This window comes from Psychromonas sp. SA13A, from assembly GCF_011378715.1.
Lineage (GTDB): Bacteria > Pseudomonadota > Gammaproteobacteria > Enterobacterales > Psychromonadaceae > Psychromonas.
This window is the reverse complement of sequence record NZ_WTKU01000007.1, coordinates 143378-158654: the sequence shown is the minus strand read 5'-3', so window position 1 is coordinate 158654 and position 15277 is coordinate 143378. Positions and strand designations below refer to the sequence as shown.

The following is a 15277-nucleotide window of genomic DNA, read 5'->3' as shown; positions in this document are numbered from 1 at the left end:
AAATCATTATTAACATAATCAAAACATAACAAGGATAGTTTATGAAACAGTTAATTTACGTATTTGTTATCTCCTTTTTGCTTCAAGGCTGCGCAGGAGAAAGACACAGTTATACAGAGTTAGTTGAAAATGATAATGGCATTTTGGTTATAAAGTTACACCAGGGCGATGTTAGAGAAGTACTAGCAATTGGTGATGGATTTCCAGGCAGGTGGGGATATTATCCTTGGATAATGTCGTCTTCTCCAGACGTTGCCAGTATAAGTTGTGAAGCATCTAGAAGTTTAGTTCCATTTCGGGAACCAGGGATTATATTTGGTGGTGAAGTTTGTAAGCTCACGGCACATAAGCAAGGACAAACAACTCTCTATTTTGGTAATAAGTACCCACTTAATGAAGAAAACTACCGTGATAAAGTTGATGTAATTGTTAACGAGAAATAAACAAGATAAACGGTGATGGAAAGTGAATGTGGAACAAGTAGTTGTTGTATTTAGAGTGTTCTATTAGGACACCCAAAAGTGCTAGCTATAGACTAATTTGTTGTTTATAAGATGCTTTTATGAAAAATGGCTTCAATTGCTGTTTAAATTATTGCTTAAATTGTTACTTAAATTCTCGTTACAATTGGCATAGCTCAAACACAATCGAGGCCATTTTCTACATATACAGAACTAATTCATAAATAGCGATACAAACAGTTATGCTTCTTCAACCGTTCCTTTTACCCACCTTTTAGCGGCAATAATAACGTCAGCGATTGAGTAAGTGAGCATAATTGCTGAAGAAATTGGTATACACGAATAAAGTATCCACTGCTTTATCTGAAATGCTGTGGTTACTTGATTTGTTTTTAAAGTTAATTTCAGGGAATACCAAAACAATATTGCCATAAAAGTGGCAGAAATTAACAAGATCAATAAGGTATAGAAGTGTTTCAAGCGAACATTTTTAATTCTAGGGCTTATCCAATCACCCACAGAAAAGTGCAGTTTTGCACACCACAGTGCGGCAGCACCATAAAATACCAGTGCAGCAAAACTTAACTCGATCACTTCATCAAACCAATAAAAAGAGTTAATCGTCACTATACTTTGAATTACGTTGGCGACTCCTTCCATGCCATGCTCAATTAAAAACTGAACAAAATCGTTGATCAAACGTAACCCTATATTAGCAATCAACAAAACAGCGAGTACCGTAAACATAGTCATCGCAATATAGCGAAGAATGCGTTGAACCCAGATATCAACTATTTTTATTAAGTTAATCATTACATTTCTCCCATGATAAGATTAGGTAAAAACAGCGAAATACTTGGTACAAACGCAATTAATACTGTAATTAAAAATATCATTAATAAATATGGCCACACCCGTTTAGCTAAAGCAGGCATCCCTACTTTTGCGAAGCTATCCACGGCAAATAAACACATTCCCACAGGTGGCGTTAAATTCCCAATCATGATCAATAAGACCATTACAACACCGAAGTTAACTAGGTCTATATCAAACATTGTTGCTATCGGCATAAACAATGGAAGCGTGATCAAGAAGATCGCATTTCCTTCCAAAAATAGCCCCATGGTTAATACAACACCGATAACAATCCACATTACAATTGACTGCGTTGCACCGTAACCAACTAGTGTTTCTATGACACTATCTGGAATTTTTTGATGGATAATTAACCATCCGAAAAAATTTGCCGATGAAATAATAAATAACAGGCTAACCGATTGAGTAATTGATTTATAAACGATCCCTGGTATTGCTTTTAGTTTTAAATCTTTATAATAAAAACCAAGTAAAGCAGCATAAACACATACAACAACTGAAGCTTCTGTCGGCGTAAAAAAACCACTCATAATCCCACCAACAATGATGACAGGTGCCATCAAAGGCCAAAAGGCACCATTGAATGAAGCAAGGCGTTCTTTAAAAGGAGCCTTATGTTCGGCGCGAGGATAATTTCTGCGTTTAGCTAAAATACCCAACGCAATCATCATGCCGATCGCCATCAACAGGCCTGGAATAAAACCCGCCAAGAATAAACGAGCTACAGATACGCTAGTAATGGATCCATATAAAACAAAAGGAATACTAGGAGGTATAACAGGCCCTATAACGGAAGAAGCTGCAACCAGAGTTGCTGAGTCAGCAGGATCATAACCTTGGTCAACCATCGCTTTGTGTTCTATCTGTCCAAGCCCAGCCGCATCTGCAACTGCAGAACCAGACATACCTGAAAAAATAACACTCGCAACGATATTAACTTGACCAATACCTCCTGCAATATGCCCCACCATTGATTGCGCAAAACGGAATATACGATCGGTGATCCCGCCCGTATTCATTAAATTCCCCGCTAAAATGAAAAATGGAATAGCCAGTAGTGTAAAACCAGTTGTTCCGTAATACATACGATGTGGAAGCATCGCGAGTAAACGTGCATCACCAAGGCCAACAAAAAAAGCTACTGATGTTAGGCCAATTGCAACAACAACTGGCACATTAATTAAGAGGAGGAAAATAAGAACGCCGAATATCGCTAAGGTCAACATACCTGTCATTACCTATCAATAAAACAACTGAATAAAAGTTAATGCTTTTAGGTCAAAGCCCATGACAATGTATTGTACTCAACACATTGTAATTAAGAGCCGAGTAATAAATTTTCTCAAATCCTAATAATCCGCGAATATGACAGATTCTTAGCGAATCAAAATTCTACTCTATCTTCGGCCGCATTATTAATTCAATTGTTGTAAAAAGAAAGATTTCGCCTTTAAAAGACGAAATCAAAGAGGTTAGTACATCTAAACATGGATTATTTAACAGACTGATTTTAAACTAACTGAGCTATTTAACAGACTTCGTCATTTCAATCCATTTATCAAAATTAGCTGGACCCACTTTCTTTTTAATTTGCTCATAGGCAGGTCCCATCATTGCTTGGAAAGGTGCAAGATCAGGCTCGTCAATTACAATGCCTTTAGCACGCATATCTTCAATTTGTTTCAACTCTTCAGCGCGCATTAATTTACGCATTAACAAACGAGCTGAATCTGACTCTTCACGAACAATAACTTGCTGCTCCTCAGTTAAACGGTCCCAAGCATCTTGAGAAACAACGTGAACCATTGAACTGTACAAGTAATTAATAATTGAAATAAATTTTTGTGATTCATACAGTTTCAAATTGTAAATAACACCAATGGGGTTTTCTTGTCCATCAACAACCCCTTGACGCATTGCCATCACAAGCTCACTAAACGAAATAGTTTGTACATTTGCACCAATTGCTTGCATTGCAGCTTGATAGGTCATTGCAGGTGGAGTACGAATTTTTAACCCTTTAACATCTGCAGGTGTCAAAATAGGACGAACAGAGTTAGTCAACTGGCGGAAGCCCCAATCCCAACTAGATAAATAAACAAGCCCTACTTTTTCAAGTTCTGGTGCCGCCCACTCTTTAAATGGCCCATCTAAAACACGGTCTGCATGGGCAGAGTTATTAAGAGAAAAAGGAATACTTACGGTGTCGAACAAAGGTACATGTTTAGCTAATTGATCTTGCCCAGACAGGCTCATATCAACAACTCCCATAACTACTTGCTCTAATACTTCAGGTGGGCTACCTAAGGCATTATTAGGATAAATCTCAACGGTTACTTCGCCTTTTGTTCGATCTTCAACTTGCTTAGCAAATTGCATCGCGGCAATGTGTGAAGGATGATTTTCAGAACCGAAGTGGCCAAGCTTGAACTCTACAGCTGAATACGCTGAAGATGCCCAAACAAGACACAAAGCTGATACTAACTTCTTTTTAAAACTAGAACGCATAGTTAACTCCTAATATATTATAAAAATCCATTTCAATTATCAGGTACTCAGTTGTACGGCTTAAAATAAATGACCAAGTCAGACCGCTTTCATATAAAAAGTATGTATCTAGGTTATCTATTAATTTACGTTGCACGACTAAACAAATGATTAACTGTTTTGGCTTAAGTTTTCTTGTTTTGAATGTTTTTTAATGAAAAACATTCACCTTGAACATTTTTATTGGAACTAGGTAAAACACTTCAAATATACTTCCATGTATAAATCTGCCGAGCATCTAAAACTTAAAAGGTAATATATTGTTGAAGTCTACAAAAGCGCATTGATTAAATTAACCATGAGCCAACAATTTAATATTGTGTTTACAAAGTTCAATTCAAAATCACTTTTTGTATTACAATAACATAACAAAAATATCGCCTATAATGCATGCTGTTATGTCTCATTTTGAACTTAAATATTAATACACATGTATCAAAAATTGACATTGCAATAATAAAATAAGGTCAATATATAGCGTCTGTTTAAGTTGATTTAATGACTCAACTGGCTCAATTAATAAACAACAGTTCGGTTTCCTAAGAAAAATAATTTAAGTATTTTTGCTTATAGCAATTATCGAGAAAGTTATTTTATTAATTAATTTTTTGGCTATAAAGTATCGTTAGTTTTGCGTAGTTCAAGACGAATCCTCCTTGTTATTACTACGCTAATATTTTAGCCTTCTCTCAGCGTCAGGCTAGTATTCTAAGTGCGCTCTCTTAAACAAGTTATGCGTCTTTTGTGCAACGTAAGCATTTTGTTTTATTTATATAAGCTATCCTATCTACGCTATTAACGAACGAGTTATAAAATGCCAGTGAATACAATCTCAAGATTTCGATTATCAAACAATAATGCAGCCAAAGGCCAAACAGCTATTTTATTCGCAGCGTTGCTCTGGGGAACAACAGGTACCGTCGCTAGTTTTGCATCTCAATTAAGTTCTTTAGCAGTAGGTGCTTTTGCTATGGGTATAGGTGGAGTGTTACTTGCGACGATGGCGAGAAAGAAACTGCTCAGTGATGCAGGAAAATTAACTTTCCTGAAAAAAGAATTAATAATTGGCGCTCTAGCTGTCGCGACTTATCCGCTTGCATTTTATAGTTCGATGCAATTTGCTGGTGTGGCGATCGGAACCGTTGTATCTATTGGTTCAGCACCCTTTGCAACAGCGCTACTTGAACGTCTTTTTAGCAAAACCCCCACGCTTGATAAACGTTGGTTTTTAAGTGTTGTCATTGGTTTAATAGGCATCATTTTACTAACCTACTCCGAGGATGCTGGCTCTCTACAAGATGGATCGAATTCAGTTAAAATCACAGGTGTTTTACTTGGGATTCTCGCTGGGGTTACCTATGCTGTATATTCTTGGGTAGCCAGATCTATGATTGAAAAAGGGATTCAGTCTGAATCTGCAATGGGCAGTTTATTTGCTCTTAGTGCCTTAATATTACTCCCTTCTTTATTATTTACCGGGGAACATTTATTTTCAAATATGACCAATATTATGGTGGTTTGTTATATGGCCGTTATACCAATGTTTATAGGGTATCTAGCCTTTGGTTTTGGTTTGCGTTACGTTCACGCCAGTAAGGCAACGTTATTAACATTGTTTGAACCCGTTGTGGCCGCTCTGTTAGCTGTTCTGATTGTTGGAGAGTCGATTTCTTTGGTTGGATGGTTTGGAATAGTGCTAGTTATTACCTGTCTTTTTTTACAGTCACAGAACAAAACTAAGATGATTAAAGTAAACAGAAGTTAATAGATAAGAAATATTAAAAAATAGCTCTCTGAATAAACCGTTATCTAAATGCACTGCTATCTAAAAACAGCAGTAAACTAAAAATATAAACTTTAAAAATAAACCGCTTCTCATTTTATTGTCAAATAATAAAGTTAAAGAGACTGTAATAAACACTATCATTTTGTATGTAAGCCATTAGCCATCTCATCTAAACCTTTGATATCGATATTGAACTGAACCAATCTTATCTATCCTTGAATCCAAGTAATAGATTATATTATCTCCCCTAACTGTCTTTGTTATGTTGCTTTCCTAAGCACTTCTACTTCTTATAAAAGTGTTATTTTTCTCATTTCTTAATTAAATACAAATTTTCAGTATTAATCCGTTACAAATTTAATGTAAAATATCGAAGCTTGTTTAATGGTCAAATATTAATCAAAGGACTGGTACGGGTATAACTATTTACAAATTTAAACTTTGTTTAGTTAAACCGAGTAATTAATACTATTTTAAAACTAAAGGAATAAAATTATGACGGCAGAAGAAGTAATTACGATGGCGCAAACAATGGCGCTTGAATATGGCCCTAAATTAATAGGTGCAATTGTTGTATGGATTATCGGTAGCTGGTTGATCAAAATTTTGGTCAAGACTTTCGGTAAAATCTTAGACAAAAGCAATATGGATGTGTCACTCAAACCTTTCCTATGCAGTATAGTGGGCACATTACTTAAGGTTATGTTAGTTATATCTGTATTAGGTATGCTTAGCATTGAAATGACATCGTTTGTTGCTATTTTAGCTGCTGCTGGCTTAGCTGTTGGTATGGCACTTTCAGGTACATTACAAAACTTTGCTGGTGGTGTAATGTTATTAATCTTCAAACCATTTAAAGTTGGCCAAGTCATTGATGCACAAGGTCATGTTGGTACGGTAAATGAAATCCAAATTTTTAATACTATTTTAAAAACACCTGATAACAAAACAATCATTTTACCTAATGCTGCATTGTCTTCTGGTTCAATGGTTAACTTTTCAACTGAAGCAAAACGTCGCGTAGATTGGACTGTTGGTGTTGCTTATGGTGATGACCTTGATGTTGCTCGTGCTGCAATTAAAGCACTTTGCGATGCAGATACTCGTATCTTACAAGATACACCTGTCGTTATTGCTGTTGCAGAGTTAGCAGACAGCTCAGTTAACTTCACGGTTCGCGCATGGGTTAATGCTGCAGATTATTGGGGAGTATTCTTTGATATGAATGAAAATATATACAAAACATTCCCTAAACAAGGATTAAATATTCCTTTCCCACAAATGGATGTTCACCTACACAAAGATTAATTTTTGTGGTGTATCTATTTGTCAAAGCCAGGTTTTTTAAGCCTGGCTTTTTTGTATGTAAAGATCTTGGTTAAAATAAAGAGTAGTAAAAACATTGCTATTTACCCATTGATAATTGCTGGCTGGGATTGAGAAAAGCTTTATTGATTTTATTATGAGAGTAATTGATTCTATTATGAAAATAGGTTGTTGAATCTATCTTTTACTATGCTCTATTCCCACTTATCTGAATGAAGATAAAGGCATTTAAGTAATGTACTCCGTCGTGATGGAAATCACTCAGAAATGATGAGGAAGCCACTAACAAGTACTGCTGGAATGAGCAACACATTACAACTATCTATTGCCTCTACAAACAAAATCTAGTGATACCACTAAATCACATAAACCTCACTTAAGCTTCCAAGCAATGTCAGGTTTCCATTCATTTACCCATTTAGGTATTTCGCTCACAGGCATCGGTTTCGCTATGCCATAACCTTGTGCAAGTTCACAACCTAATTTTAGCAATGCAGTACCATGTTCAATAGATTCAACGCCTTCGGCAATCACTTCTCGTTTAAAAGATTTTGCTAAAGCTATCACACCTTCTACGATCGCCAAATCATCTGGATCATCAAGCATATCTCGAATAAAACTTTGATCTATTTTGATTAAATTAACGGGTAATCGTCTCAAATAGGTTAACGAAGAATAACCCGTACCAAAATCATCTAAAGCAAAATTAACACCTAGCTTAATGCAGGCATTCATTATTTTCGAAACATGCATCACATCATCTAGTGCGCTTGTTTCTAATACTTCAAGTTCTAAATAACTAGGATCAACATCGGAGTGTCGCGCTAATAACTCAGCTAATCTTGTGGTAAACATTGATTGCTGTAATTGCACTGCTGCAATATTAACACTGGTGCTAATCGGTAAGTTCAACCCCATTTTTTGCCATTCACTGATTTGTGATAATGCAGTGTCAATAACCCACTCACCCATTTCTATGCTCATGGGGTTATTTTCAATAACAGGTAAAAATTCCATTGGATTGAGTAAACCACGAGTAGGATGTTGCCAACGGATCAGTGCTTCTACTCCCGTGACCTTGCCACTACGCATGTTAACTTTAGGCTGATAATATAGTACAAATTGTTGCTCATCTAAGGCAATCCTAATTGCTTCTAAGCTTTCCCTTTGTACTTTTACTGCATCATCTTGCGTTGTATCAAATAAGTGATAACAATTTTTACCCGATCCTTTTGCTACATACATCGCTTGATCTGCATGACGCATTAATTGATCGGCATCTACATTATCTTGCGGGTAGATAGTCACGCCAATACTTGCCGATACTTTGAAAATAACATCATTAATAGTAACGGCTTCAGATGAAGCTAAAAGTAATCGATCTAGAATGACCTTACAATCTTCCGGTTTTACCAAATCCGCTAATACTGCAACAAATTCATCACCACCGATACGGGCTAAACTATCTCCCTCGCGTAATGCTTGCTTCATTCTCATCGACAGCGCGATCAACAATTGATCACCAACATCATGTCCGTAGGCATCATTAACAGCTTTGAAACCATCTAAATCAATAAAGGTGACGGCCAATGATTGTTTATGGCGATGGCATTGCAACATGGCTTGCGTTAATCGATCAGCTAACAGTGAACGATTAGGCAAGTTCGTCAACATATCGTAATGTGCAATATGCTCTAGCTGGTCTTGCTGGGTTTTGATCGGCGTAATATCATTACCTAAAGAAACATAATGTGTGGTTACTCCGTTATCGTCATAAATTGCACTAATTGTTTTCATTAGCACATAGGTTTCGCCATTTTTACGTCGGTGCCACACTTCACCATGCCAGGCGCCTTCTTCGTGCAATAGATCCCACATTTCTTTGTTAGATTCTGACGAATGTCTTTTTGACTGTAAAAAACTTAAATGCTGGCCAAACACTTCTTTTCGGCTAAACCCAGTCACCCGTGTAAAAGCATTATTAACTTCTATTATTCTGGCATTGTGATCGGTTATGCATATTTCCTCACCTGAATGAGAAAAAACACTGGCTGCAAGTTTGAGATGTTCTTCAATTTTTTTACGTTCGCTGATGTCGTGGCTCATTCCTACTAAAAAGTAATTACCTTTTGAATCTACAAATCGATTTTTTTTAGTAAGAACGGTTTTGGTTAGACAGCCGCCAATGGTTAATGTTTCTTCACTTAATACCTCTTGACCACTTTCCAATACTTGTTTGTCTATCGATAAAAAATGCTTTCGCTCATTGGTGGGAACCCTTTCTGCTAATGTTTTCCCAATAATTTGATCTCGGGGTAAGTTAAACATGTTACAAAAAGCATCATTAACTAATAATAATCGGCATGATTCGTCTTTAACAAAAATGGGATCGCCCATGTTATTAAAAACAGCATCAAGATATCCCTCAATATCGTGTAAGGATTCTTCAAATCGTTTACTTGAATCATCATTATCTGAGCCTTTGCTGTCAGATTTATCTGAATCAGAATTGTCATCACTATTACTTATTCGGGTCATATTAAAACATTCCTTGTTAGATATTACTTAATCATTCAAGCAAGCGATAAATATGTGAGTTGAATAAACTCAATTAAAAACATCTTAGCTAAACCTTAACTGTATATTTAAGATGATTGTTTAGAGTTAATCTACTTTTAAAATCCATTTTTTAATAAATTAATATGTGAATAATAAGTGTTATTATCCCAATCATTACACATAACCTATATCAAATGATTTATAGTTGGACTGAAACTAATGTATCAGATACAAGTCAAGGTGAGGGAATAGGATATTCCTTTTATGATTGCTGTCATTGCGTTTAGTCTGAATATCTACTGAGCCAAGCATATGCAGGAGTCAACAAGTTCTGATTAATTTCAGTAATTGCATGAAATGACAACTTTAACCTTAGAGAATAAAACCTGAGGAATCCCCTCGAATATTAAGAAATAATGAATGTGGGGAGATCTACTTCCATGGCAATTTATGATCAAATAATTTCACCACAAAAAAACAAATCAGTCATCACCATGAAAGTCATCTAAATCATACAGAATGAAATATCACTTGCCCACCCTGAAATGCATAAAACCAGGTTAAATAGCTTATTTACTTTTGTTCACTCCGGGTTAAAAGACCAAAGGCTCACAGAAACATTCCCAATATTCTTGGTCATAGCTGATTGTTCATCTGTTATAACCGCACAAAAACTATATATCCTTTATTCAATACTCAAACTATCGGCTGCTAATTGTTATGGATTTATACTAAGTATGTGTTTTATGTTAATTTAACTCCCTTTATAATTAAGGAAAGTGCCATATATCAATAAGGCGATCCACAATTTCTATTTATACAGCAAAAGGAAGATTTTTAGATATGCGAGCAGATACTGTGGTTATCTTTGACTTTGAAACAACAGGGTTATCGCCAAATGAAGGCGATAGAGCCATTGAGATTGGAGCAGTCCGCCTCGTGAACGGTGAAGTAAAAGATCAATTCCAATCATTGATGAATCCAGGTTTTGCAGTTAATTCATTTATTGAGCAATACACAGGCATCACTAATAATATGTTATCTCAAGCAGCGTCATGCCGCCAAGTTATGACAGAGTTTTCTGATTATATTGGAAATGATAATTTGATTGCACATAACGCTTCTTTTGATAAACGTTTTTTATCATCAGAATTGGCGCAAATAAACCGGCAACATTTAGGTGATATAGGCTGTTCACTACTGTTATCTCGTCGTATTTTTCAAGAAGCGCCTAGCCATAAACTTGGCGAGTTAATCCGCTTTGCTAATATAGCCAATACTGGCGACTTTCATCGCGCATTATACGATGCTCAAATGACTAGCCACCTCTGGTTAGCAATGCTTGATAATATAGGTGAAAGATACAATTTATTTGATTTAAGTTTTCAACAAATACAGCTGCTTTGTAGAACCCCAAAAAAATCAGTGCACCGACTACTCGCTAGTTGGTGATCTATTAACTACAAGTTTAATGTAAATTGTAGTGTGATTATTTTTATTCTATTTAATTCACTTCTAACGTACTAAATACGTTAAAATGGATGGTTATTATTTAGCAACGAGTCTTTTATATTAATGAGCAATGATACAAACCCAGTGATAACGATCAATACTGCAACCAACTTTCTTGAACTTGGTCTTATTTCACCTTTGTTAGGGCGCTTAACAGAGTTGAATTATGAGCATCCTACACCTATCCAAGCGCAAGTCATTCCAAGCATATTAGATGGCCAGGATTTAATTGCAGGAGCCAATACCGGATCCGGTAAAACGGCAGCTTTTGCATTGCCATTACTACAAAAGATTCATAAGTTACAACTTCAACAACAGTTACCTGCTTACAAAAAAGTATCAAAAAATACGAACCAAGTACGAAGTAATGATGTTACTGGGCTCATTTTAGTGCCAACACGTGAACTTGCAAAACAAGTTGCAGATAGTATTAAATCTTATGCAGTGCATTTTAACGGAGCAATTAAAACTGTTGCTGTATTTGGTGGCGTCTCTGCTAACACACAAATGCTTGCATTAAGAGGTGGTGCAGACATTCTTGTTGCTACACCAGGTAGACTACTAGACCTAATTTCAAGCAATGCGCTCAAACTTGATAATGTACAATGTTTAATTCTTGATGAAGCAGACCGCATGTTAAGTTTAGGTTTTACTGAAGAACTAGAAAAGATATTAGCTCTTCTTCCAAAAACTAAACAAACCTTATTGTTTTCAGCAACCTTCCCTGATCAAGTCACCTCATTGACTAAAACCTTGTTAAACAACCCCGCTGAAATACAGTTACAAAGTGCCGATGCCAGTACATTGGTGCAACGTGTATTTACCGTTGATAAGGGACAAAAAACAGCATTATTAGCACATTTAATTAAACAACATCAATGGCAGCAATCTTTAATTTTTGTTAATGCTAAGAATGCATGTAACCACCTAGCAGACAAACTTGCTAAGCGAGGTATCAAGGCAGAGGTGTTTCACGGGGACAAAGGTCAAGGTGCACGAACACGAGTACTAAAAGCTTTTAAAGACGGTGAAGTCCAAGTGTTAATTGCAACTGACATCGCCGCGCGTGGCTTAGATATTGAAAAATTGCCAGTAGTGATTAATTTTGACTTACCAAGAAGTCCATCTGATTATATGCATCGTATTGGTCGAAGTGGTCGAGCAGGAGAAATTGGATTAGCATTATCAATTATTGACCATGACGATTACCACCATTTTAATGTCATCGAGAAAAAGAACAAATTGCGTTTGGATAGAGAGCAAGTTGCAGGTTTTGAAACAACTGAATTTATCAACAATGTATTTGGCAGCGCTGAAAAACCGAAAGCTAAACCCGCCGGCACCGGTAAGAAAAAACGTAAAAAAGAACCGCAGATTAATGCAGATATATGGTTAGGTAACGTTTAATTAATTTGAATTTATATTAATGACAACAGGATCATATTTATTAGCGCTTATAAGTTGCCAATATTTATGATCGCTTTCATTCAATCATCGACCTAATAAGCTGTATTGTGTCGATGACTAAATTCCAAACGAAAAGCTTTCTGTTATTCTAAATTTATAATGGGCCTCAGTTTACTCAAAAATTATTTCTTTCTTTGATACAATAAGTTAGATGTAATACCCTTCAGGAAAAGTTGCCAGTTATTATTTAATGGCGCCATTTAGTGGCACCACTAAAATTTAACTCTTAGTGGCACGACTAAGCAGCGACTTTCAAGGCCAAGCTCAAGTGCAGCATTCCGCGCTCAATTAACCTTTTTAAAATGGGTAACATTGATCCATTATTTAATGTGTTCTTCTTTATTCACCTTTATTTACTTCATCTTTAATACTCAATTTTGTGAGATTTAGAGATAAAGACACGCTATAAATTGTCAATTTATCTTACTTTCAGATGTACTTAACCGAGCTGATAATCAGTTAAGTTAATGTAAATAATACAGGATAAAATACCTATAATTTTCTTAAAAAAAATATTAATAAAAATATCTTCAATTAATGGTTAACTCTTTACTAAGTGCTACACTTCTACCTCTATTGATCAACTCTATTGATATTTATAGTGATTTTAATGCTAAGAATGTTACTTTACCTGCTCTTTTTAAGTCCTAATATCTATATAAATTAAGGTTTTTATGCGCTCACTTTCTATCAAAAATAGATTAATATTGACGATTTTACTTGCCGTCATTGTATCGACCAGTGTGATTGCATTTGTTGCTCAAATGAAATCACGAGACCAATTGCTTAATCGTTTGGAAAACTCTGAACTTCCTAACTTAGTACAACGAGTTGAGGAAGCCGTTAATGGTGAAATATCCCAAATGAAAGCGTTAACCAAAGCAATTGCCAGTAATGCTTTTATTGCCTCTTGGGTAGATAACGGTGAAGATGCGGCAGGTGAAAAAATGTTGGTTAAGTATTTAGGAGACGTAGCCAAAGCTAATGGATTAAGTAATGCCTCATACATCGACCTCAATACAGCTAAATATTGGAATCAAGAAGGTTTTTTACGTCAATTACAAAATAACGATCATGACAGTTGGTTTTTCAAATTTAAGCAAAGTGGTATAGAAGAGTCTGCAAGTAGTTATACTAACTCTGACGGTTCTATCGATATCTTTGTTAACTATCAGCAGGTTAATGGCCGTGGATCTTCAGGTGTTTCTAAATCCTTTGATGAAATCGCTAAATTCTTAACAAACTTCAAGATTGAACAAAGTGGTTTTGTCTACTTAGCGGATCAAGATGGCTTAGTTAAAGTTCATAGAAACAGAGACTATGCTGAGAAAAAAAATATCCAGGATATATATGCAAATATTGACAAGGATAAACTATTTAACAAGCAAAATTTTGCTTTCCAAGAAGTAGGTGATTTTGTTATTTCGACCAGTTATATAAATAGTTTAGGTTGGTATGTAATAGCTGAAGTACCTAAATCTGAACTGTATGCAGGCTTGGATGAGTCTCGAAACTATATGCTAATGATGTTTGTTATCGTGACCATATTATTTGTGTTAATAAGTATTGTTATAGGCAACCGTTTAGTACTGCCAATTAAAGAAATGGCTGTTACCTTTCGTGAATTAGGTGAAGGAGAAGGAGATCTCACCTATAAAATTAACGAAAATGGCGCTTTCGAAATATCCGAATTGGCAAAAGGCTTTAATGCATTTGTAGCTAATATCCGCACTGTTGTTCAAGATGTTAAGTCAACATCAACTGACATAAAGAATGCTTCTGAGAATGTTTATCAAGATGCTAACGCCTCTAAAGTATCATTAGACAAACAACGTGATGAAGCACATCAGGTGTCCGTTGCTATTAACGAAATGGGCAGTACTATCGCGGAGATAGCTAATAATGCAGGTGTAGCGGCGCAAACAACCAATGAAGCGACTAACATGACAGCCCAAGCACAGATAGTTGTTAATGAATCTACAGCTACCATAAGCCATATGGCTGACGATATGGAAAGTGTAACCTCTAGTATTGAAAATTTAGCTAAACGCAGTGATTCGATCAGCGGTATTCTTGATGTGATACGTGGTCTATCAGATCAAACTAATCTACTAGCACTAAATGCCGCAATTGAAGCAGCACGAGCAGGAGAACACGGTCGAGGTTTCTCTGTAGTAGCCGATGAAGTCAGAAATCTTGCTAAGAAAACGAACGAATCAACCGATGAAATTCATAAAATGATATCTGAATTACAAGATGGTTCGAAAATGGCAGTGGATTCAGTGCATAAAAGTAGAGAGCAAGCAATTCTTGGACTAAAAGCGACACATAAAACAAATGAAGTCTTGGGTGAAATTGTTATAAATGTTCAACATATTTCAGATCTTAATATGCAAATTGCGACCGCTACTGAAGAGCAATCTGCCGTGATCAATGAAATTAATATCCATGTGGTGAATATCAGTGACAGTACAGAACAAAGTGCGCAAGCCTCTCAGAATATTGAATCATCAACGGACTCATTAAAATGTATGGCGTCAAGTTTAGATGATTTAGTAAAACGTTTTAAATCGTAAACGTACTAGATTATAAACAGAGGTCAATAGTACTTAACTCGCAGTTCATTGATAGTGGTATTTACCTATAAGTCACTTACAATTTACTGCGTATTTTATATTTTCAGTAGATAACAAAAAGCCTTCAAAACTTAATGGGGTCACTTCAGACCTATTAAATTTTGAAG

Annotated in this window: 10 protein-coding genes; 6 read left to right on the top strand and 4 right to left on the bottom strand. The window is 35.8% G+C overall.

Annotated elements, in window-relative coordinates:
* The first annotated feature begins 41 nt into the window (after window positions 1-41).
* On the top strand, window positions 42-443 hold the full coding sequence (locus tag GQR44_RS08890) for a hypothetical protein (protein WP_166371396.1): 402 nt from the start codon (window positions 42-44) through the stop codon (window positions 441-443).
* 258 nt (window positions 444-701) lie between these two features.
* On the opposite strand, the gene GQR44_RS08885 is transcribed toward GQR44_RS08890, so the two are convergent.
* The 3 genes from GQR44_RS08885 to GQR44_RS08875 form a co-directional block, all read right to left on the bottom strand.
* Window positions 702-1274, bottom strand: a complete 573-nt coding sequence (locus GQR44_RS08885; RefSeq protein WP_166371395.1) for a TRAP transporter small permease subunit — start codon at window positions 1272-1274, stop codon at window positions 702-704.
* Complete coding sequence (locus GQR44_RS08880; RefSeq protein WP_166371393.1) at window positions 1274-2572, bottom strand: TRAP transporter large permease; 1299 nt, start codon at window positions 2570-2572, stop codon at window positions 1274-1276. Before GQR44_RS08880 ends, GQR44_RS08885 begins: the two co-directional genes overlap by 1 nt.
* 289 nt (window positions 2573-2861) lie before the next feature.
* Window positions 2862-3845 (bottom strand): TRAP transporter substrate-binding protein, encoded by a 984-nt coding sequence (locus GQR44_RS08875; RefSeq protein WP_166371391.1) that lies wholly within the window; start codon window positions 3843-3845, stop codon window positions 2862-2864.
* A gap of 853 nt (window positions 3846-4698) precedes the next feature.
* Between GQR44_RS08875 and GQR44_RS08870 the strand changes: the two genes are divergently transcribed.
* Together GQR44_RS08870 and GQR44_RS08865 are read left to right on the top strand one after the other, a co-directional pair.
* A complete protein-coding gene (locus tag GQR44_RS08870) occupies window positions 4699-5649 on the top strand; it encodes an EamA family transporter (RefSeq protein WP_205963013.1) in 951 nt (316 codons plus the stop codon).
* 516 nt (window positions 5650-6165) lie between these two features.
* Entirely contained in the window at window positions 6166-6978 is an 813-nt protein-coding gene (locus GQR44_RS08865) for a mechanosensitive ion channel domain-containing protein (RefSeq protein WP_166371389.1), read from the top strand.
* Window positions 6979-7368: 390 nt separating this feature from the next.
* Here the strand turns inward: GQR44_RS08865 and GQR44_RS08860 are convergent, their stop codons facing one another.
* Window positions 7369-9534 (bottom strand): EAL domain-containing protein, encoded by a 2166-nt coding sequence (locus tag GQR44_RS08860; RefSeq protein WP_166371387.1) that lies wholly within the window; start codon window positions 9532-9534, stop codon window positions 7369-7371.
* 864 nt (window positions 9535-10398) lie between these two features.
* Here GQR44_RS08860 and GQR44_RS08855 point away from each other — a divergent pair.
* From GQR44_RS08855 to GQR44_RS08845, 3 genes are all read left to right on the top strand, one after another.
* Window positions 10399-11007, top strand: a complete 609-nt coding sequence (locus tag GQR44_RS08855) for a 3'-5' exonuclease (RefSeq protein WP_166371385.1) — start codon at window positions 10399-10401, stop codon at window positions 11005-11007.
* Window positions 11008-11130: 123 nt separating this feature from the next.
* Window positions 11131-12474, top strand: a complete 1344-nt coding sequence (locus GQR44_RS08850) for a DEAD/DEAH box helicase (protein WP_166371383.1) — start codon at window positions 11131-11133, stop codon at window positions 12472-12474.
* A 767-nt stretch (window positions 12475-13241) separates the two neighbouring features.
* Window positions 13242-15110: a methyl-accepting chemotaxis protein gene (locus tag GQR44_RS08845; protein ID WP_240923603.1), complete on the top strand. Its 1869-nt coding sequence runs from the start codon at window positions 13242-13244 to the stop codon at window positions 15108-15110.
* Window positions 15111-15277: the final 167 nt, after the last annotated feature.